Source organism: Bradyrhizobium sp. Ken01 (assembly GCF_055807355.1).
Genome location: NZ_JBVVPC010000022.1, coordinates 42,234 through 62,473 on the forward strand (window position 1 = coordinate 42,234; position 20,240 = coordinate 62,473).

At 64.0% G+C, this 20,240-nt stretch carries 22 protein-coding genes; 14 read left to right on the forward strand and 8 right to left on the reverse strand.

Annotated elements, in window-relative coordinates; all coding sequences use genetic code 11:
- Nucleotides 1-113: 113 nt before the first annotated feature.
- Both AC0L3S_RS21060 and AC0L3S_RS21065 read right to left on the reverse strand, forming a co-directional pair.
- Entirely contained in the window at nt 114-2,081 is a 1,968-nt protein-coding gene (locus AC0L3S_RS21060) for a methyl-accepting chemotaxis protein (protein ID WP_473281045.1), read from the reverse strand.
- 118 nt (nt 2,082-2,199) lie between these two features.
- Nucleotides 2,200-3,165 (reverse strand): 2-hydroxyacid dehydrogenase, encoded by a 966-nt coding sequence (locus tag AC0L3S_RS21065; protein ID WP_473281047.1) that lies wholly within the window; start codon nt 3,163-3,165, stop codon nt 2,200-2,202.
- A gap of 144 nt (nt 3,166-3,309) precedes the next feature.
- Here AC0L3S_RS21065 and AC0L3S_RS21070 point away from each other — a divergent pair, with 144 nt between their 5' ends.
- The 4 genes from AC0L3S_RS21070 (at nt 3,310) to AC0L3S_RS21085 (ending at nt 6,074) form a co-directional block, all read left to right on the forward strand.
- Entirely contained in the window at nt 3,310-3,678 is a 369-nt protein-coding gene (locus tag AC0L3S_RS21070) for a YciI family protein (RefSeq protein WP_027570323.1), read from the forward strand.
- Nucleotides 3,675-4,991 carry an RNA polymerase sigma factor gene (locus tag AC0L3S_RS21075; RefSeq protein ID WP_473265459.1) on the forward strand — a complete coding sequence of 439 codons (1,317 nt, stop codon included), beginning with the start codon at nt 3,675-3,677 and terminating at the stop codon, nt 4,989-4,991. Before AC0L3S_RS21070 ends, AC0L3S_RS21075 begins: the two co-directional genes overlap by 4 nt.
- A 94-nt stretch (nt 4,992-5,085) precedes the next feature.
- Complete coding sequence (gene kdpF, locus AC0L3S_RS21080) at nt 5,086-5,622, forward strand: K(+)-transporting ATPase subunit F (protein ID WP_473265458.1); 537 nt, start codon at nt 5,086-5,088, stop codon at nt 5,620-5,622.
- Nucleotides 5,623-5,660: 38 nt separating this feature from the next.
- The gene (locus AC0L3S_RS21085; protein WP_473265456.1) at nt 5,661-6,074 is read left to right on the forward strand and encodes a VOC family protein; all 414 of its coding nucleotides are present in this window, start codon (nt 5,661-5,663) and stop codon (nt 6,072-6,074) included.
- A gap of 106 nt (nt 6,075-6,180) precedes the next feature.
- Here AC0L3S_RS21085 and AC0L3S_RS21090 read toward each other — a convergent pair whose 3' ends face one another.
- From AC0L3S_RS21090 to AC0L3S_RS21105, 4 genes are all read right to left on the reverse strand, one after another.
- Nucleotides 6,181-6,534: a hypothetical protein gene (locus AC0L3S_RS21090; protein ID WP_473265453.1), complete on the reverse strand. Its 354-nt coding sequence runs from the start codon at nt 6,532-6,534 to the stop codon at nt 6,181-6,183.
- 432 nt (nt 6,535-6,966) lie between these two features.
- Complete coding sequence (locus AC0L3S_RS21095) at nt 6,967-7,404, reverse strand: hypothetical protein (RefSeq protein ID WP_473265451.1); 438 nt, start codon at nt 7,402-7,404, stop codon at nt 6,967-6,969.
- A gap of 82 nt (nt 7,405-7,486) precedes the next feature.
- Nucleotides 7,487-8,275 (reverse strand): SDR family NAD(P)-dependent oxidoreductase, encoded by a 789-nt coding sequence (locus AC0L3S_RS21100; RefSeq protein WP_473265448.1) that lies wholly within the window; start codon nt 8,273-8,275, stop codon nt 7,487-7,489.
- Nucleotides 8,276-8,397: 122 nt separating this feature from the next.
- Nucleotides 8,398-10,062, reverse strand: coding sequence for a methyl-accepting chemotaxis protein (locus tag AC0L3S_RS21105; RefSeq protein WP_473265445.1), 1,665 nt, complete (start codon nt 10,060-10,062; stop codon nt 8,398-8,400).
- A gap of 317 nt (nt 10,063-10,379) precedes the next feature.
- Here AC0L3S_RS21105 and AC0L3S_RS21110 point away from each other — a divergent pair, with 317 nt between their 5' ends.
- The 5 genes from AC0L3S_RS21110 to AC0L3S_RS21130 all read left to right on the forward strand — a co-directional run bounded on the left by AC0L3S_RS21110 (nt 10,380) and on the right by AC0L3S_RS21130 (nt 13,150).
- Nucleotides 10,380-10,742 carry a nuclear transport factor 2 family protein gene (locus AC0L3S_RS21110; RefSeq protein ID WP_473281049.1) on the forward strand — a complete coding sequence of 121 codons (363 nt, stop codon included), beginning with the start codon at nt 10,380-10,382 and terminating at the stop codon, nt 10,740-10,742.
- 161 nt (nt 10,743-10,903) lie between these two features.
- Complete coding sequence (locus AC0L3S_RS21115) at nt 10,904-11,308, forward strand: YciI family protein (protein ID WP_473281051.1); 405 nt, start codon at nt 10,904-10,906, stop codon at nt 11,306-11,308.
- Nucleotides 11,309-11,346: 38 nt separating this feature from the next.
- Nucleotides 11,347-11,709: a hypothetical protein gene (locus AC0L3S_RS21120; RefSeq protein WP_473281053.1), complete on the forward strand. Its 363-nt coding sequence runs from the start codon at nt 11,347-11,349 to the stop codon at nt 11,707-11,709.
- Between the two features lie 94 nt (nt 11,710-11,803).
- Nucleotides 11,804-12,544, forward strand: coding sequence for a TetR/AcrR family transcriptional regulator (locus tag AC0L3S_RS21125; protein WP_354102956.1), 741 nt, complete (start codon nt 11,804-11,806; stop codon nt 12,542-12,544).
- Nucleotides 12,545-12,664: 120 nt separating this feature from the next.
- Nucleotides 12,665-13,150 (forward strand): DUF2852 domain-containing protein, encoded by a 486-nt coding sequence (locus AC0L3S_RS21130; RefSeq protein ID WP_007596323.1) that lies wholly within the window; start codon nt 12,665-12,667, stop codon nt 13,148-13,150.
- A gap of 189 nt (nt 13,151-13,339) precedes the next feature.
- Here AC0L3S_RS21130 and AC0L3S_RS21135 read toward each other — a convergent pair whose 3' ends face one another.
- A complete protein-coding gene (locus AC0L3S_RS21135) occupies nt 13,340-14,503 on the reverse strand; it encodes an acyl-CoA desaturase (RefSeq protein WP_473281055.1) in 1,164 nt (387 codons plus the stop codon).
- 318 nt (nt 14,504-14,821) lie between these two features.
- Here AC0L3S_RS21135 and AC0L3S_RS21140 point away from each other — a divergent pair, with 318 nt between their 5' ends.
- Nucleotides 14,822-15,589 carry a serine acetyltransferase domain-containing protein gene (locus AC0L3S_RS21140; protein ID WP_473281057.1) on the forward strand — a complete coding sequence of 256 codons (768 nt, stop codon included), beginning with the start codon at nt 14,822-14,824 and terminating at the stop codon, nt 15,587-15,589.
- Nucleotides 15,590-15,624: 35 nt separating this feature from the next.
- On the opposite strand, the gene AC0L3S_RS21145 is transcribed toward AC0L3S_RS21140, so the two are convergent.
- Nucleotides 15,625-16,143 carry a DUF2231 domain-containing protein gene (locus AC0L3S_RS21145; protein WP_473281059.1) on the reverse strand — a complete coding sequence of 173 codons (519 nt, stop codon included), beginning with the start codon at nt 16,141-16,143 and terminating at the stop codon, nt 15,625-15,627.
- Nucleotides 16,144-16,566: 423 nt separating this feature from the next.
- On the opposite strand from AC0L3S_RS21145, the gene tolQ reads away from it, so the two are divergent.
- Genes tolQ through tolB form a run of 4 tightly spaced genes read left to right on the forward strand, consistent with a single transcriptional unit; the run spans nt 16,567 to nt 20,127 of the window.
- Nucleotides 16,567-17,283, forward strand: a complete 717-nt coding sequence (tolQ, locus tag AC0L3S_RS21150; RefSeq protein WP_007596319.1) for a protein TolQ — start codon at nt 16,567-16,569, stop codon at nt 17,281-17,283.
- A gap of 43 nt (nt 17,284-17,326) precedes the next feature.
- Entirely contained in the window at nt 17,327-17,776 is a 450-nt protein-coding gene (gene tolR / locus AC0L3S_RS21155) for a protein TolR (RefSeq protein WP_018453789.1), read from the forward strand.
- 3 nt (nt 17,777-17,779) lie between these two features.
- Nucleotides 17,780-18,739 carry a protein TolA gene (locus tag AC0L3S_RS21160; protein WP_473265427.1) on the forward strand — a complete coding sequence of 320 codons (960 nt, stop codon included), beginning with the start codon at nt 17,780-17,782 and terminating at the stop codon, nt 18,737-18,739.
- Between the two features lie 41 nt (nt 18,740-18,780).
- Nucleotides 18,781-20,127 carry a Tol-Pal system beta propeller repeat protein TolB gene (gene tolB, locus AC0L3S_RS21165; protein ID WP_473265557.1) on the forward strand — a complete coding sequence of 449 codons (1,347 nt, stop codon included), beginning with the start codon at nt 18,781-18,783 and terminating at the stop codon, nt 20,125-20,127.
- The last annotated feature ends 113 nt before the right edge of the window (nt 20,128-20,240 follow it).

Genomic DNA, 20,240 nt, shown 5'->3' on the forward strand with positions numbered 1-20,240 from the left:
AGCCACCGAACTTGGTTTGGCGAAGATTCGGAGTTGCCGCCGTCGCGCCGCAGCTCCTCCCTGGGATAATGGGTCCTGGCTTTCGCCAGGACGACACTGAGTTTATAGCCCGCCTACGCCGCGCGAATATGCGCAAGGAAGCGATCCACCTCGTCGCGCAGCCGCTGCGATTGCTTTGATAGCTCGATCGCCGAGCCCAGCACCTCCTCCGCCGCTGTTCCCGTCGCGGCGATGCCGGCGGTGACGCCTGCGATGTTTTGCGAGACCTCGCCGGTGCGGGCGGCCGCCTGCTGGACGTTCTGCGCGATCTCCTGCGTCGCGGTGCCCTGCTGGCCGACGGCGGCGGCAATCGCGGCGGAGATCTCATCGACCTCCTGGATCGTGGCGCAGATCGACTGGATGCCGTCCACTGCGCCGGTGGTCTCGCCTTGGACCGCCGTCACCTGCGCGCCGATCTCCTCGGTCGCCTTGGCGGTCTGGGTTGCCAGCGCCTTCACCTCGAAGGCGACCACCGCAAAGCCGCGGCCGGCTTCGCCCGCGCGCGCCGCCTCGATCGTCGCGTTGAGTGCCAGCAGATTGGTTTGCTCGGCAATGCCGCTGATGAAGGAGACGACGTCGCCGATCTTTTGCGCGGCGTCGGCCAGACTCTGCACGCGCTCATTCGACCGTCGCCCGTCGCTGGCAGCTTTGCCGACCACCGCAGTCGCGTGCGCAAGGCGCCGGCTGATCTCTGTCATCGACGACGACAGCTCTTCCGCGGCGGCAGCAACCGTCTGCACATTCTCCGAGGCGAGCGCCGAGGCCGACGACACCGTGCCGGTCTGCTGCCGTGATCGCTCGACGATATCAGACATCGAGCGCGCCGTGTTCTCCATCTCGACCGCGGCCGAGGAGACCGTGGTGACGACGTCGCGGATGCTGGCTTCGAAATTGTCGGCGAGCGCGGCGAACGCGCGCCGTTTCTCCGCTTCGGATTGCGCCTTAGTGTCGGCCTGTTCGGTCTGGAGCCGGTTGAAGTTGACGGCGTTGTCGCGGAACACCGCGACCGCCTTGACCATCGCGCCGACCTCGTCATTCGCCTTGCTGACGGGAACCGCGACATCGAGGTGTCCGTCGGCCAGCTCGCGCATCACGCTCGTGATGGAGATGATCGGACGCGAGATGCTGCGGGCGATGAGATAGCCGACGATGGCGGCGAGCACGAGCCCGAGCGCGGCGATGCCGAATGCCAGCAGCCAGGCACGGTCGGCGGAGGCCACATAGTCGGCATTGTCCATCACCAGCTCGACCGCGCCGAGCGGCTTGCCGGAAAAATCCCTGATCGGTCCGAGCAGCGCGGCCACCGGCGTGGTGTCGAGCTTGGCCTGTCGGACCGTGAAGTCGCCGCCGGCGGCGCGGCCGTAATCGGCCGCATCGAAGAAGCTCTTGCCCTTCAGCGTGCCGCCGAACAGCTTGAAGCCGCCGCCGTCCGCGAGATGGAAGGCGATGTCGACATGGCGGTTGGTCTTGAAGTCGTCCAGGAAGGACTGGCCGAAGGTCAGGCCAAACTCCACTGAGCCGAGATGCTTGCCGCCTTGCGCGATAGGCACCACGCCGCGGATGCCGAGCCCGGCCAGGCCGCCCTCGAGGCCAACCACGACCTTGTGCTCCTGGTTGGCCATGATCACGGTTTTGCGGAAGCCCGAGAGGTCGTCGCCAAATTTGGCAGGCTGGTGCACGCGCAAAAACGAGGTCGCGGGCGCCACGTGGAACTGGAACTGTTCGACGCCGTACTCCGATTTGGTCGCGGCAAACACCGGCCCGAACAGGCTGACCAGGGTATTGCGATCCTGCTTGGCCATCGCGTCCTGCGTCGCCGGAATCGCGGCCACGACGGCGCTCATGGCGGCGGCGCGCTGGGATTCCTCGGCGATGCGCGACTGGAGCGCATCGTAGTGACTGCGAAGCTCGCGCTGGTCGGCCCGGTCGATGATGCCGGAAATGATCCACATCGCCCCGAGCACGGCGAACAGGGCGGTCGCCGCCGCGGTCACCGCCAGCGCAACCGTGATCCGCATCCTGAGGCCGAGGTTCGCCCGCATGTCCGACTCGTTCGTTGAGCGTTGATTAACAACGCCTATCAACTTCTCGCTAAGAGAGGGTGAACGGGATACCGGCCGGCGATCAGTGATTTTACGGGCCCGGGTGGCTCGTGAGGTCTCAATACCCCCGCGTCCGGTCCACCACGTTCTCCAGCACACCACCCGACTCGAACCGCGCGATCTGCTCGGCGACATAGGCCGAGATCGCATCGGCGTCCGTGTCGGCGGCGTTATGTGGCGTCAGCAAAACCTTCGGATGGGTCCAGAACCGGCTGTCCTTCGGCTGCGGCTCCTGCACGAAGACGTCGAGCGAGGCGGCCCCCAGCGTGCCGTCGTCGAGGCAGGCCAGGATGTCAACTTCGTTCTGAAGGCCGCCGCGGCCGGCGTTGATCAGCACGGGCGCACCGAGCGGGCTCTTGCGGTTGAGCTTGGTGAAGACGTCGCGGTTGAGAATGCCGTGTGTATCAGGCGTCAGCGGCAACAGGCTGACGAGGATATCGGTCGTGCGCAGGAACGCGTCGATCTGCCCGGCGCCATGGAAACATTCGACACCTGCGATGGTACGCGGGCTGCGGCTCCAGCCGGCGACACGGAAACCAAGCCGCCGCAGCACATCGGCCGCATCAGCGCCGAGCGTGCCCAGTCCCATGACACCGACCGTGACGGCGCTCGCCGGCCATTGATATGTCGGCTCCCAGCGCTTCTCGCGCTGCGACTGGCGCAGATAAAGCTCCTGGCGGTGGTGCATCAGCACATGCAGCACGACATATTCGGTCATGCGGTTGGTGAGGTCGGGCACGGCGACGCGCACCAGCGGCACGTCGGGCAGGCTCTTGTCCGCCATCAGCGCATCGACGCCGGCGCCGAGATTGAAGATCGCCCGCAGATTGGGGAATGAACCGAGGTCGCCCGGCACCGGCTTCCACACCGCGGCATAGTGCACCTCGGCCGGATCGAGCCCGGCATCGGGCAGCAGCACGACGCGGCGGCCGCCGCAGACCGCGTCGAACCGGGCCTTCCAGCGGTCCGGCAGCCAGTTTTGCTGCGTGCTGTTGATCAGGACGGCCAGTGTGCCCACGGTCATTCGAAGTGCCTCTTTAGGTTCCGCTTTTGAAGGCCCTCCTTGGCACGATCTGCCGGATTTTTCTTGCAGTTTTTTTCCGCAGCCATGTCGGGGCAAGGCATACTGGATCGTCTTCAAAACAAGCGCTCAGAGAAGGTACTGCCCATGCTTTATGCGATCCTTTGCTATCACGACGAGGACTTCGTCGGCTCCTGGAGCAAGGACCAGGACGAGGCCGTGATGAAGAAGCTCGCCGTCGTGCAGGAAGGTCTCGCGAAGCAGGGCAGGCTCGGCCCGGTGGCGCGGCTGCTGCCGACCACTGCGGCAGCGACGCTGCGCAAGGAGGACCCGCCGCTGGTGCTGGACGGCCCCTACGCGGAGACCAAGGAGCAGTTGCTCGGCTTCTACATCGTCGATTGCAAGAACCTCGACGAGGCGCTCGACGTTGCGCGTGACCTCGGATCGGCCAATCCCGGCGGCGCCTATGAGGTGCGCCCCGTCGGCGTGTTCAGGCCCGGAGGAAATCTGACGTGAGCGAGGCCGATACCGCCTGGATCGAGACCGCGCTGACCTCGGCGCGCCCCCAGGCGGTCGGCGCGCTGCTGCGCTATTTCCGCGATCTCGACACCGCCGAGGAGGCATTCCAGAACGCCTGCCTGCGCGCGCTGAAGACCTGGCCGCAGAACGGACCGCCGCGCGATCCCGCGGCCTGGCTGATCATGGTCGGCCGCAACGTTGCGATCGACGAGGTGCGCCGCACCCGCAAGCAGCAGCCGCTGCCGGAGGACGACCAGGCGATCTCCGATCTCGACGACGCCGAGGGCGCGCTCGCCGAGCGGCTCGACGGCTCGCACTACCGCGACGACATTTTGCGGCTGATGTTCATCTGCTGCCATCCAGGGCTGCCGGCGACGCAGCAGATCGCGCTGGCGCTCCGTATCGTCTGCGGCCTGACGGTGAAGCAGATCGCGCGCGCCTTCCTGGTGTCGGAAGCGGCGATGGAGCAGCGCATCACGCGTGCCAAGGCCAAGGTCGCGGAGGCCGGGACGCCGTTTGAAACGCCGGGCGCGGTCGAACGCTCGGAGCGGCTCGCCGGTGTTGCCGCGATGATCTATCTGATCTTCAACGAGGGCTATTCGGCGAGCGGCGACACCGCCGAAATCAGAAAGCCACTGTGCGAGGAAGCGATCCGGCTGGCGCGGTTGCTGCTGCGGCTGTTCCAGAGCGAGCCGGAGATCATGGGGCTCACGGCGCTGATCTTGTTGCAGCATGCGCGCAGTGCCTCGCGCTTTGCCGCGGATGGCTCGCTGATCCTGCTGGACGACCAGGATCGTTCGTTGTGGAACGGCACCATGATCGCGGAAGGCCTCGCGCTGATCGACAAGGCGATACGCCATCGCCGCAGCGGGCCCTACCAGATCCAGGCCGCGATTGCCGCGCTGCATGCCCGCGCGTCCACGCCCGCGGAGACCGACTGGGCGCAGATCGACCTGCTCTATGGTGCGCTGGAGGTGGTTCAGCCCTCGCCGGTGGTGACGCTCAACCGCGCGGTCGCGGTTTCCAAGGTGCGCGGACCGCAAGCCGCGCTCGACCTGATCGAGCCGCTGGCGCCAAAGCTTGCCAACTACTTCCATTTCTATGGCGTGCGCGGCGCCTTCCTGATGCAGCTCGGCCGCAACGACGAAGCCCGCATCGCCTTCGACCGCGCCATCGCCCTCGCCAACACGTCCGCAGAAGCTGCTCACATCCGCATGCATCTCGATCGCCTGATCCGGGACAGTCAGGCCAAGGGCGCAAATGGCGGCGCCAGGCAAGACGCCAAGGTCGAAGGCGCCAAGGTGACGTAGGGAGCGCCTGCTTCAGGGCCAGCAAAATTTCCGCTTCGCCTTGTCGGGCCCGGTCCCCTCCCTTCGTCCTAGGAGCGTATCCAGGGAGCCATTCATGCTGAGAGCCATTGCCGTCATCGCCGTCGTGCTCGCCGTCGGACTCGCGGGTGTCCTCGTCTTCGCATTGACGAAGCCCGACACATTCCGCGTCGAGCGCAGCCTCGCCGTGAAGGCGCCCGCCGATGCGATCTATCCGCTGGTCGCGGATTTCCATCGCTGGACAGCCTGGTCCCCCTACGAGAGCCGCGATCCCGCGATGAAGCGCTCCTTCGGCGGAACTGCGCCGGGCAAGGGTGCGACCTATGCCTGGGACGGCAACAACAATGTCGGCGCCGGCCATATGGAGGTCCTCGAGGCGAGTGCGCCGTCGAAACTCCGCATCAAGCTCGATTTCGAGCGGCCTTTCGAAGGCCACAACACCGCCGAGTTCACCTTTGTGCCGCAAGGCGATGCCACACTTGTCACGTGGGCGATGTCCGGTCCGGCCCCGTTCCTGTCCAAGATCATGCAGGTGTTCATCAACATGGACAGCATGATCGGCAAGGATTTCGAGGCGGGCCTGGCCAGCCTGAAGAAGCTCACCGAGAAGTAGCGCCATCACCCCGAACGAAAGCAAAACGGAGAGAAACGATGCTCAATGCCTATCTGTTCTATCAGGACACCTGCGAAGCGGCGTTCGATTATTACGCCAGGGTCTTGGGCGGCAAGATCGATGCGATGATGCGCGCCTCGGATGCGCCGCCGGAAGTGCCCGCCACGCCTGGCCGCGAGAAGATCATCATGCATGCGCGGATGTCGCTGCCCGACGGCAGCGTGCTGATGGCCTCCGACGCACCAGGCGAGCATTTTCACAAGCCGCAGGGCTTCTCGATCTCGCTCACGGTCGCGGACCCGGCAGAGGGCGAACGCAAGTTCAACGCGCTCGCCGACGGCGGCAGCGTTACCATGCCCTTCAGCAAGACGTTCTGGGCCAAGGGTTTTGGCATGTGCGTCGACAAGTTCGGCATTCCCTGGATGGTGAACTGCCCGGCCGAGGGAATGTGACAGGCGCGATCACCTGACGCGCCAGGCGGCGATCCCCCCTCCCCGACGATGCGGAGAGGGGCGCGCATGAGACGTTGCGCCATGTGCCGATCGACCGCGCGCCCTCTCAGCGGATCGATCCGGTCGCGTCATTGCTCGGTGGTTGGGAGGAGGGAACGCAGCGCGGACAGATCACGAGCTTCGTCCCGAGCTGCCTGTCATTCTCCGCTTCGATTTCGTCATGGATTGCCCACCACGCAGCGGAGTACGGGCGCAAGGTGCCGAGGACTCTCTCCCGCTCCCGATTCGGATCACTCGCCGCGGGAGTTTGGGTCGCCACACGACGCTTGATGACGGAGGGACGGTTCGGATCCTGACCGATGCCGTCCCATGCGATCGGACGGCGTTCCTGCGCAGGCGCAACCACGCATCCCATGAGCGTTGCGCAAAAAGTGAGCAAGACGAAGCCGTGTCGCATCATGCCGGACCCTGGGTGTGTATGCGACGCGCGAAGTCCGCATGCCGAAGCTTGCGACGCACCGCTCAAATGGAACCTAAGGAAAACGCCTGGCCGACACGGCGGAATATGGATTTTGCTGTCGCACCACATTGCGAGAGCAGTGAGGCCGCTTCGTGAAATGATGCGGACCGCAGCGCACAACAACTGGCGCAATATTAGGCTGTGAACTCCGGGGCAGAATCGTTATTTATTTCGTCATAAATTCTAAAAACTGGGGCGGGCGGACTTGGAAGGGGAGCGACCGATGGCGGCGGCGCTGCAGATCAACTTTGCACTTTGGGGTATGCTCATCTGCGCGAGCATGGAATTGACCGAGTTGATCCAGAGTTTCTATTAGACCTCAAGAAGCATGTGACCGGCGCGATTTAGCGGGCGCTTGCGTTCGCCTGATCATCACCGGCAGCGCGGATAGATCGCGGCGAGGTCGCGTCCCTTCAGCAGAAGCAACCGCGACGAGAGGCCGCCGCGGCGGCTGATCCAGTCGCGCACCGGGCCGGGATAGGCCGCAAGCACCGCATCGGATGCTTCCGGCTCGGCGTAGAAGCGTCCGCGCCGATCGACCGAGCGCGCCGCATGAAAGCCGAGCACGGCGCGCTTGGTGACGCAAATCCGCTCTCCCGGCACGATGCTCAGCACCAGCGTGCAGGCGGACAGGCAGGGACCATCGATCACCACGCGCTCGCCGCTCTCGCGCACCTTCTCGAACAAATCGAGGAACGGCCCGACCTGTCCACCGGGCGACTGGATGATGCGGATTTCGGCCAGGGCAGGCGTGGCGGCGAACAGCGCGGATGCGAGCATCAAGGCCCTGAGGAAGGTGACGCGCCGCATGAAGCCTCCGCGAATTCGAGTCCGTAGGACAGGCCGACGAGAAAAGATTGGTGACGCTTCGCAAATCCAACCTGCGCCGTGCCTACCCGTTCCTCCGCTCGCCGCGCAGCGTCGGCAGGCCGATGCCCGCCGCATCGAAGCCGCCATCGACGGCCAAAATTTGTCCGGTGATGTAGCTCGATCGTTCCGAGCACAGGAAGTAGATGGCTTCGGCGAGTTCCTCTTCCAGGCCGTAGCGGTTGAGCGGGATGGCGTCGTGATAGTCGGCGCGGATCTCCCTGGTGTGCACCTGCTTCGCCATCGCGGTGTCAACAGGCCCCGGCGCGACCGCGTTGACGCGGATGCTGAGGGACGCGAGCTCGACCGCGAGCTGCTTGGTAAGGTGCGCGAGGCCCGCCTTGCTGGTGCCGTAGGCCGAGCGTAGCGTCGAGGCGCGCACCGCCGAGATCGAGGTGATGTTGACGATGGCGCCGCCATTGCCGTCGCGCATCAGCGGCACCGCCGCCTTGGTGCAGAGGAACGGGCCGGTGAGGTTGACCTCGAGCACGCGCCGCCAATCGGTCTCCGACGTCTCCATCAGCGGCGCGAACACGGCAATGCCGGCATTGTTGACGAGCGCGTCGAGCCGGCCAAACCGCCGTTCGACCGTCGTCATCGCGGCGGCAACCGCGGCGGCGTCCGAGACGTCGCAAGTCAACGCCAGCGTGGCCTCGTCCCGGCCGATCTCGGCGACCGCGCGGCCGAGCAGCTCGCCCTCGATGTCGAGCAACGCCACCCGCCAGCCCTCGTTCAAAAACTTCTTCGCGGTCGCAAGCCCGATGCCGCGCGCGGCTCCGGTGACGAGGGCGATTTTCTGCGGGGAGGCGGTCATAGCTTATCCGTGGTTCGGGAAATTGAGGCGGTCTCCCTACCACGAAAGCCGCGAGGAGGACGCGACAAAGTATCGCGCCTTTGGCTCTTCGAGGCTCTGCTTTTGCAGCCGCGCAAGGCGGCCTAAGCCAGCTCCGCCGTGGCGCGCTGCATGTTGGCCGACATGTCGGCCGTCACGATGCTCTGTTCCTCGACCGCGGCGGCGGTGGAGGCGATGAACTCGTTGACGCCGGCGATCGCGACCTTGATTGCGGTGAGCGAGCTTGCGACGTCGCCGGAGATGGTGTTCAGCGCGTCGATTTCGGATGTGATTGTGTCGGTCGCCTGCTTGGCCTGGTTGGCGAGGCTCTTCACCTCGGAGGCGACCACGGCGAAGCCGCGGCCGGCTTCCCCCGCGCGTGCCGATTCGATCGTGGCGTTGAGCGCGAGCAGGTTGATCTGGCCGGTGATGCCCGAGATCATCTCGACGATGCCGCTCATCGCCTGCGCCGCCGCGTTCAGCCGCTGCGCCTGGCCGTCGGCGGCCTCGACGCGGGTGGTCGCGACCTTCGAAGTCTCGCGCGACTTCGCCATGGTCGCGGAGATCTCGCGAATCGATGCACTCATCTCTTCGCTGCCGGCCGCGACCGCCTCGATCAAACCGCGCGCGTTGTCGGCCTTCTTGCGGCCGATCGCCTGCGCGGTGATGTCGGTGGCATATTTCACCACCTTGTAGGGTTTGCCGTTGAGGTCGAGGATCGGGTTATAGGACGCCTGGATCCAGATTTCGCGGCCGCCCTTGGCGATCCGCTTGTATTCGGCGGCCTGGTATTCACCGCGGTTGAGCGTCTCCCAGAACTGGCGGTAGGCCGCCGAATTCTTCTCGTTCGGCTCGACGAACATGGAGTGGTGCTGTCCCTTGATCTCGGCTAGCGAATACCCCATCGCGTTCAAAAAGTTCTCGTTGGCGGCGCGGATGGTGCCGTCCATGTTGAACTCGATCACCGCCTGCGATTTCTGGATCGCGGCGAGCTGCCCGTCATTGTCGGCCGCCTTCATCTTCTGCGCGGTGACGTCGGTCGCGAACTTCACCACCTTGAACGGCCTGCCGATCTCGTCGAGGATCGGGTTGTAGGTCGCCAGAATCCAGATTTCGCGTCCGCCCTTGCCGATCCGCTTGTATTCGGCGGCCTCGAACTGGCCGCGGTTCAGCCGCGCCCAGAAGTCGGCATAGGCCGAGCTCGCGCGATCTTCCGGCGTCACGAACATGCTGTGGTGCTTGCCCTGGATCTCGTCGAGCGAGTAGCCCATCGCGCCGAGGAAATTCTCGTTGGCGGTGACGATGGTGCCGTCCATGTTGAATTCGATCACGGCTTGGGCACGGCCGATCGCGGCGATTTTGCCCGCGTCCTCCATGGTCCTCATCTTGTAAGCCGTGATGTCGGTTGCGAACTTGATGAAGCTCACCACCTTGCCGTTCTCGTCGCGCAGCGGCGCGTACGACGCATGGACCCAGACTTCCTTGCCGTTTTTGCCGAAGCGCCTGTATTGCGTGGTCTGGAACTCGCCGCGGTTCAGGCTGGCCCAGAAGTCGCGATAACGGGCGCTTTCGCGTTCAGTCGCGCTGACGAAGATGCTGTGATGCTTGCCCTTGATCTCCGAGAGCGTATAGCCGCTCATCTTGAGGAGATTTTCGTTGGCATCGAGGATGGTGCCGTCGAGGCCGAATTCGATCACGGCCTGGGACCGGTCGAGCGCCTCGACCTCCGCGACCGCGTGCCTGACTTTCTTGCTTTGGAAGTTGAACACGTAAGCTCCGCCTAATGCTGAGGGGCGAATCAGCCGGATCGTCATACCGTTTCGCTCAAGCTAAAAAGTTGCATGGGCTTCTTTAGCAACTGTAAACTCCTGCACGAGGCGGCGCCCGTTCTGTCTTTCGTACGCCTCGGCCATGTTGCTCAGGATGCAAGTATTCTCGACTCATATGCACGGCGGAGTTCATAGAACGCGCCGTATTTATACGGGCGACCGCGTGCATTATTTTTCGCGTGGTTGCTGCCGGACGTGATGTCGGCGCGGCTGCGCCTCAATCGTCTTCAAGACGATGCTGATCACGGAACCGTTCGATGACTGACCCCGAGCGCCTGATTCGAGACCTTTTCGCCGCCTATCTCGGCAACGACCCGCAACGGGTCGCCGACGCGTTGGCCGACGATTTCCGCTTCACCAGCCCGTTCGACGACGACCTCGACAAGGCGGCCTATTTCGAGCGTTGCTGGAGGGACACCGGCTGGATTGCGCGGCACGATATCGAGCGGATTTTCGTCCAAGGCGACCAGGCCTTCGTCACCTATCTCTGCTTGGCGACAGATGGCAGGAGCTTTCGCAACACCGAGTTCTTCACCTTCATCGGCGGTAAGGTTCGCCGCATCGAGGTTTATTTCGGCGCTGCCCGGCAGGACGGGCGTTTCCTGCCGCAGGCGCGCTAGCGCCAGCCAATAATCTCCAGAATAATTTTCGTCACCTGTCGGTTTCGTCAAGGTTCCTTCGTCTTGGAGGTAAGGGCGGGCGGCCCGGGCCGTCGCTCCCGTCCATCCGGAGTGGCGCCTCGCCGCGCAATCCGAACGACAAAAGCACGCAAGGAGTGCTCATGCGATTCATGATGCTGATGATCCCGCTCGGCTACGAGACCGCGGCGCCCGACGTTCAACTCGATCCCGAGCGGGTCGCAGCGATGATGCGCTACAACGAGGCGCTGAAGGACGCCGGCGTGCTGATCACGCTCGACGGCCTGCACCCGCCCTCGATGGGCGCGCGCGTCTCGTTTGCGACCGGCAAGCCCATCGTGACGGATGGTCCGTTCGCCGAGGCCAAGGAGGTCCTGGGCGGGTACTGGATGATCGAGGTTGCCTCGCGTGCCGAGGCGATCGCCTGGGCCAAGCGGTGTCCGGCCGCACCGAACGAAATCATCGAGATACGTCAGGTGCAGGAGATGAGCGACTTTCCGCCTGACGTGCAGGAGGCCGCCGCCGGTTTCGGCGAACTCAAGAAATAGCCGCAGCTTCGTCTATCCATCAGCAAAGGAGAGAACCGATGGGCACCGACACCTATCTCGCCGTTTTCCTCGGCAGCAAGACCAGCTCCAAATGGGCCGCTTGGAATGCGATGCCCGAGGCCGAGCGCAAGGCGAAGGAGCAGGAGGGCATGGCGGCCTGGAAGGGCTGGGTCGAAAAGCACCAGGGCGCGATCGAGGCTATGGGCGGCCCGCTCGGCAAGACCAAGAAGGTCGACGGCAAGGGCATGGCCGACATCGCCAACGAGATGGGCGCCTTCACCGTGGTGCGCGCGGCATCCCATGAAGTCGCGGCGAAGATGTTCGAGAACCACCCGCACTTCACGATCTTCCCCGGCGAACGCGTCGAGATCATGCCGGTGCTGCCGATCCCTGGCGGCTAGAATTCGGCGGCCGCCCCAGACCGGAAGAATACGGGTTAACCAAACCCGTCGCCGCTAGTGACCTTCCTGCCCAGCTCATGTAAAGGTCGTTCACATGAGCTGGCGCAAGGAGACGCGCCGCGCCGAGCGCGGCTATCACCACGGCAATCTGAAGGAAGCCCTCTTGCAGGCCGCCCTCGGACTGATCGCCGAGAAGGGCGCGGCCGGCTTCACCTTTGCCGATGCCGCGCGCATGGCTGGCGTCAGTGCCGCGGCACCGTACCGGCATTTTCGCGACCGTGAAGAACTGCTGTCCTCGATCGCGCAGCGTGGCTTCGAGCAGTTCGAAGCGCGCCTGACTGCGGCCTGGGACGACGGACGGCCCGACACCGTCACGGCGTTCGAGCGTGTCGGCAGGGCCTATCTCGCCTTCGCCCGCGAGGAGCCGGCGTTCTACAATGCGATGTTCGAATCGGGCGTGCCGGTGGATGCCAATCCGGCGCTACAGGCCGCTAGCGAGCGTGCTTTCAACGTCATTCGTGCCGCGGCGGAGCGGCTTGCCGCGCTGGCGCCGCCGGGCACGCCGCGGCCTCCGGCGATGATGATGGCGCTGCACATCTGGTCGATGGCGCATGGCGTGGCCTCGCTGTTCTCCCGCGGCGACGCCGCGCGTCGAAAGCTGCCGATGTCGCCGGACGAGCTGCTCGAAGCCGAGGTGCTGATCTATCTGCGCGGTCTCGGCTTCCCGACCGATCGCCGTCCCCCGGCGAAAAGCGCCGAGCCGCCGCCGGTACCACCGGAGGCATCCTCCGGTTCGGGCGTGCCGCCCGGTGGTCCCTGGGGCAAGCCGAAATAAAGTTACCCAAATAATTCCCCCGCCCTGTTGGGCGGTCGGCTTGACAAAATCGCGGGATGATCTACCTATGTAAATGTTATTTACATTCACAACGGCGCTGATGCCGTCATGGAGAGGGAAATGGCCTACACCGCTGATGTCAATCGATGGCGCGGCCCTTCGGACCAACACTACGAGCGCCCCCACATGCTCAACACGCCCTGGCATCCCGGCTGGATCGCCGTGACCATCCTCGGCTTCATCATCTGGTGGCCGATCGGACTTGCCCTTCTCTTTTTCACACTCGGGAGCAGAAGAATGTCGTGCTGGAGCAACCAGGATCGCTGGCAGAACAAGATGGAGCGGATGCAGTACAAGATGGACCGTATGCGCGGCCGCATGGAGCGCCACGGTTTCGGCTTTGGCTTCGGCCCGCCCTCGAGTGGCAACCGCGCCTTTGACGAGTACCGCACCGAGACATTGCAGCGGCTCGAGGAAGAGCAGGTCGAGTTCAAGAACTTCCTCGACCGTCTGCGTCACGCCAAGGACAAGGAAGAGTTCGACCAGTTCATGGCGCAACACAAGACGCGCCCGACCCCGCCGCCGACCGACCAGCAGCAAGGTTGATCTCAAGGTTGATCTCGGGACTGACGCCTCTCAAAGCCGTCAGGCGCATGCCCCCAAAGTCCTGATGGCCCCGAGCCGCCCGCCTGCGCAACACGCAGGCGGGCGGTTTGGTTTTGGGAATGCGCGTCAGACTGCCGCGACCGTCCGGATTTGCCTTGCTCTGGAAGTCTGGTCCAGAGAGAGACTTGGTCAGCGCGCCGTGGCGAGCTGCGCGCGAACCGACTCCAGGAAGTGTTCGTAGGCGTAGTCCACGATCTCGTTGAGTGATCGCGTTCGCGCGAACATCGCCTTGGCCTCGGTGAGAAACTCCTCGCGGGTCGGAATCTTCGGCAAATGCAGATGCGTCAGTGCATCGACGCCTTCGTGCGCGCGACTGAGGATGTCGTGCAGCGTCGGCAGTTGCAGCTGGGCCAAATCGGCTCGGCGGAGCGCCGACGAGATCGCGTGCGCCAGGGTCTGCGCATCGAACCGTCCGGCGAGCTCGCGAGCGGCCCGGTTGATGACGCGTGCGCCGAGCGGCTGCTCGTTGCGCAGCACCTGCTCGGGCGGCGACTTCATGTTCCAGACGACGCCGAACCAGGACAGCACCTTCAGGATGTAATAGGTGACGTCGATTTCCCACCAGCGAAAACCTTGCCGCACGCTGCTCTGGTAGGCGTGGTGATTATTGTGCCAGCCCTCACCGAGGGTGAACAAGGCCAGCAGCCAATTGTTGCGGGAATCATCGCCGGTCACGTACCGCTTGCGTCCATGCACATGGGCGAGGGAGTTGATGCAGAAGGTCGCGTGATAGACCAGCACGGTGCTCCAGAGGAAGCCGACGACGAGACCGGACCATCCGCCAACCAGGAAGCAGAGCGCAGCCAGCGTGACGGCCGGCAGGAGTTCCAGGCGATGCAGCCACATCAGTTCCGGATACGCGGCGAAATCTCCGACCTTCACGAGGTCGGTGCCATCGTGCTCCCTGTAAAAAATCCAGCCGAGATGACTGTAGAGGAAGCCTCGATGACGCGGCGAATGCACGTCGTCCTCGGTATCGGAATGTAGGTGATGATGTCGATGCTTGGCCGCCCACCACAAAACGCTTTTCTGCGCGGTGCTTTGCGCAAGCCAGGCCAGGATGAACTGAAACACCCGGCCGGTCGCAAAAGCCCGATGGGAGAAATAGCGGTGATAGCCCGCTCCGATTGCAAACATGCGGACGACATAGAGTGAGGCGCAGATCGCGACGGCCTGCCAGGTAACGCCGGTCCAGATGGCTGCAACGCAGCCGAGATGGACCAGCAGGAACGGCAGGGCGGAGGGATACATGATGTCGTCGTGTTGGTCGTCGGCGGGGGCGTTGGGCGACATGTATTGGCGTGACCTTGGATGACAGGGATTCGAGTTTCGCTTCGGCAGCATTGAGGGCCGCTGTGTACGAAAAACCCGGCGATGGCGGACCACCGCGGAGTCTTGAACGAGATGCTTTGCCTGGACAACCCTGGCCCAAGGCGGCCGCACGCGGCAAAGTGAGGCCATAGCTTCGACCGCGAACTCGACGGACTATATATATGATCCAGGCTGCCTGGCGTGCAAGCTCGTAGCCTCACGGGGTGCGTGGCGCGCGGGCTGCCTACGGTCTATATCCGACAGTCAAAAGGAAGCGTCAAAATACCGCAGGCAGCAACGATGGCGGAAGCGGCGATGATGACGAGCGAAACCCTCTGGCAGAAGATCCGCGACGAGGCGCAGCGCGCAGCGGCAGCCGACCCCATATTCGGCAAGGCTCTTGTCAGTCTCATCCTCGCCCATGACGATTTTTCCGCCGCACTGTCCGACCTGATCGGACGCCGGCTTGGCGACGGCGCGGCCGAACGCGAGCGCTTCACGATATTTTCCCGCGACGCCTTCAATGGCCAGCCGGATCTGATCGAGGCGGCCGGCCGCGACTTGCAAGCCATCGTTCTCGGCGACCCCGCCATCACCGGACTGTTGGCGCCGCTGCTGCATTTCAAGGGCTACGTCGCCTTGCAGGCCTGGCGCGTCTCGAACCGGCTCTGGCATCACGACCATCGCGACGCGGCGCTGCTGTTTCAGAACGAGGCGTCGAACGTCCTGCAGGTCAGCATTCATCCGGCGGCGAGCTTGGGATCATCGGTGTATCTCGACCACGCCACCGGCATCGTGATCGGTGCCGATGTGGTGATCGGCGACGATGCCACCATCCTTCAGAACGTCAGCATCAGTCGTGGCACGGAACTGCCGGCGCGCTCGCCTCGCATTGGTCGCGGCGTGTTCATCGGCTCCGGCGCGACAATTCTCGGCAACGTCAGGATCGGCGATTTTGCAAAGGTCGGCGCCGACACCGTCCTGACGAGCGACGTGCCCCGGGGCTGCACCGCCGTTGGCAATCCGGCGCGGCTAACCAATTGCCCCGAACCCGCCTCGGCGGCCTGACTCGCGCTCACGTCATCAGGCGACGTGCTCCTCGTTCAGGCGGCGCGGCGGCGGCTCTCGCCGCCATGATGCGGGGTGACCGGTTCCGAACTGGTCTGGCCCGGCGCGTCCAGCACCGCGACATGATGCCGGTAAACCATTTCCCAGCCCTTCCATCCCGTGAACAGGAGGATGCCGACCACGATCAGCGAGAGCACCACGCCCCACGGCTTGATCGCAGCCTCGGCGCTTAGCGTGTAGCGGAGGTAGAAATTGATCAGGGCCAGCACGACTGCCACGAGATTGCCGATCATGTGATACCAGGCGTCGTTGAGACCGCGGACGCGGGCGTCGCTGAAGAAGTCGGTGAATCCGGCCACGGCGGCAACGAGCGCCATGACGATGCCGGCGCCGATCAGCCACATGGCGGCTCTGGCCCAGAAGCCGTCACCGGTTCCGATGAAGGCGAGATCGGCGATGGGCGCGCCGACCAGGAAGGCGACGGGGAACGGGATGATCATGGGGTGGAGCGGATGATCGCCGACGGCGGCGGTCGTCTTGGGGTTGATGCTCATGGCAAAACCTCGCGAGAAGTGATTTTCCAGACAAATTTTCGGTCGAGGGCTGGTTCCCCCGCCGTGATGTCGGCAACTGCCGGGGCCGGCAGATTGCCAACCGCCAGCAACGCCTGGCTTTCCCGCAGCCAAATTCAGTCCCGGTAACCCCGAATTAACCATCGCCGGGCTCTGGTAATTGCGGACAATCGCGCCCAAAGCCCGAAGTATGAGCCTTGGGGTCGGGCCCATAGTTTTGACATCTTGGCAGGGAATGCAGGCGGCCGGCTTTGGACGAGCCCTGCACCCCAGAAAGACAAGGCTTTGAGCGGGCTTGCCGGCCGCGCCGGTTCTAGCGCGGCCATTGGGGAACCGGCGGCCATTTGCTGGCCGGGACATTAGGTCGGGACATTAGGTAACGATCGCCTTGAGAGGATACTGCTTATGAATCCGGCCGACGTGGCTCAGTCAGCCCTTCCGGTTGCCGCTTCCGCCGACGTGTCGCTGATCGCGCTGTTCTGGCAGGCTCACTGGATCGTGAAAGCGGTGATGCTGGGGCTTCTCGCCTGCTCGGTCTGGGTCTGGGCGATCGCCATCGACAAGATCTTCCTGTTTGCCCGCACCCGCCGCTCGATGGACCGTTTCGAGCAGGCTTTCTGGTCCGGCGAGTCGATAGAAGACCTGTACCGCACGCTCTCGGCCAAGCCGACGCATTCGATGGCCGCCTGCTTCGTCGCGGCGATGCGCGAGTGGAAGCGTTCGTTCGAGAGCCAGGCCCGCTCGGTCGCAGGCCTTCAGATGCGCATCGACAAGGTCATGAATGTCTCGATCGCCCGCGAGGTCGAGCGGCTGGAGCGCCGGCTGCTGGTGCTGGCCACCGTCGGCTCCGCAGGGCCCTTCGTCGGCCTGTTCGGCACCGTCTGGGGCATCATGTCGAGCTTCCAGTCGATCGCGGCGTCGAAAAATACCTCTCTGGCGGTGGTGGCCCCCGGCATCGCGGAGGCGCTGTTTGCGACCGCCGTCGGCCTTATCGCCGCCATTCCTGCCACTATTTTCTACAATAAGTTCACCTCCGAGGTGAACCGGCAGGCCCAGCGGCTCGAAGGCTTCGCCGATGAATTTTCAGCCATCCTGTCGCGCCAGATCGACGAGCGGGGCTGACGGACGGCATGTATAGTGTGAAGGGCAATTTGGGCACCAGACCATGGGCATGAACGTTGCGAGTTCGTCCGGAGGCGGTGGACGCCGTGGCCGGCGCAAGCCGGTCGTGGCCGAAATCAACGTCACGCCAATGGTGGACGTGATGCTGGTGCTGCTCATCATCTTCATGGTGTCGGCGCCGATGCTGACGGTCGGCGTGCCGCTCGACCTGCCGCAGACCCAGGCCAAGAGCCTCGAAAACAACGACCAGAAGCCGATCCAGATGTCGGTGGACATCAAGGGCAAGGTGTTCATCAACGACGCCGAGATCGCGATCAACGAACTGATCCCCAAACTGAAGGCGATCACGGACGCGCGCGGCGGCCTCGAGGAACGCATCTATCTGCGCGCCGACAAGAAGGCGGATTACGGGACGGTGGCCAAGGTCATGGGCCAGTTGTCCGGCGCAGGCTTTAAGAAGCTGGCGCTCGTCACGGAAGCGGATCAGGGGTAAACCGTGAAGGTGAAGGTCGACAAGACACTCGTTGCGTCGATTGCCCTCCACGTCCTCGTGCTGGGATGGGGGCTCGTCACCTTTAGCAGCAGGGCTTTCGTCGCGCCGGAAGAGTCGCTGCCGATCGACATCATCTCCACCGACCAACTCGCGCAGATGATGTCGGGGCAGAAGACCGGCGACAAGAAAGAGCCGAAGCCGAAGGTCGAGAAGATTGCGGAAGCCAAGCCCGAGGAAGACGCCGTCGGCAAGGTCACCGAGAAGAAAGAGCTGATCAAGACCAACTCGACGCCCGAGCCGCCGCCCAAGCCCGTGGAGAAGCCGGTCGAGAAAAAGCCAGAGCCGCCCAAGCCCGTCGCCGAGGCGAAGCCGAAGGAAGAGCCGAAGCCACCAGAAAAGAAGCCTGATCTGGCCAAGGAAGATCCGATCGCCGAACTGCAGAAAAAGCTGGAAACCAAGAAGCCGCCGCCCAAGCCGCCGGAGCAAAAGGTCGCGGCGGTGCAGCCGCAGCAGCTGCCGAAGCCCAAGGAGCGCAGCTTCGATCCCGCGCAGATCCAGCGCGATCTCGACAAGCGCGCGGCGACCAGGCACGAACTGGCCGGCTCGACGCTGAATGCGTCGGCTTCGCTGGGATCGACGAGTGGAACGGCCGCCAACAATATTGCGACCTGGCGGGGGGCGTTCCAGGGGGCGGTGAAGCGCTGCTTCACGCCGACCTATAACGGGCAGGATGCAGATCAATACGAAGCCGACATCGACATTCCCATGAAGATCGACGGATCGCTCGCGTCCGAGCCGATCGTCGTCGCGGTGAGGGGACCGTCGCGGTCGATCGCACAGGCGGTGGCGGAGAGTGCCAGGCGCGCCATCGTGCAGTGTCAGGTCTATTCGTTCATGCCGAAGCAGCAATACGAGAGCTGGAAACTCATTCCGATGACTTTCGGCCTGAAAGACATGTTGTGACATGCGAACAAAAGAATTTTGCGATGAATGACGTTCGATCGATGAACCGCCGCCGCTTCATGACCCTGACCGGATCGACACTCGCGATGCTGGGGGGCGGACAGGCCTTCGCCCAGCAGGCGCAGGGACGGCTCCGCATCGACCCCACCGAGTTTCGGCCAATCCCCATTGCGATCACCAATTTCGTGCCGGGCTCGCCTGCCGACGGTGACGTCGGCAACGGCGTCACCCAGGTCATCACCAACAATCTGAAGCGCTCGGGCCTGTTCGCGCCGGTCGACCAGGCCGCCTTCATCGAGCGCATCAGCAACATTGACGTCGCGCCGCAATTCGAGAACTGGAAGACCCTCAACGCGCAGGCCCTCGTCACCGGCCGCATGACGCGGCAGCCGGACGGCCGCCTCAAGGCCGAATTCCGCTTGTGGGATGTGGTCACCGGCCAACAGCTCGCCGGCCAGCAATATTTCACCTCGCCGGAATATTGGCGCCGCATCGCCCACATCATCTCCGACCAGATCTATGAGAAGCTCACCGGCGAGAAGGGCTATTTCGACAGCCGCGTGGTGTTCGTCGACGAGACCGGGCCGAAGGAGCGTCGCGTCAAGCGGCTCGCGATGATGGATCAGGACGGCGCCAATGTGCGCTATCTGACCCGCGGTTCCGACCTCGTGCTGACGCCGCGCTTCTCGCCGAACTCGCAAGAGATCACCTACATGGAGTTTGGCCAGGGCGATCCGAAGGTCTACCTGTTCAACATCGAGACCGGCCAACGCGAGATCGTCGGCAACTTTCCGGGCATGACCTTTGCCCCGAGGTTCTCGCCGGACGGCCAGCGCGTCATCATGAGCCTGCAGCAGGGCGGCAATTCCAACCTGTTCGTGATGGATCTGCGCTCGCGCTCGACTACGCGCCTCACCGACACGCCCGCGATCGACACCTCTCCGTCCTACTCCCCGGACGGCACCCGCATCTGCTTCGAGTCCGATCGCGGCGGCAGATCGCAGATCTATGTCATGGCCGCAGGCGGCGGAGCGGCGCAGCGCATCTCCTTCTCCAAGGATGACAACAACGCCACCTATTCGACGCCGGTGTGGTCGCCGCGGGGCGATTACATCGCCTTCACCAGGCAAGGCGGCGGGCAGTTCTCGATCGGCGTGATGAAGCCGGACGGCTCCGGCGAACGGCTTCTCACCTCCGGCTATCACAACGAAGGCCCGACCTTCTCGCCGAACGGCCGCGTGCTGATGTTCTTCCGCGATCCCGGCGGCAGCGGCGGGCCGTCGCTGTTCTCCGTCGACATCTCGGGCCGCAATGAGCTGAAGGTGCCGACGCCGGGCTTCGCCTCCGACCCGGCATGGTCACCGCTCTTGTCCTCGACATCGGGCTAGCCGCCCGTCCTCGGTGCGCGATGATTTGACCGCGCGCCTTTTTCGAAAACTTGGCGCGATGTTTCCCCGCGATAATTGTTCTTTAAGGTTGCACTCGGCAAACTTTTCCCATG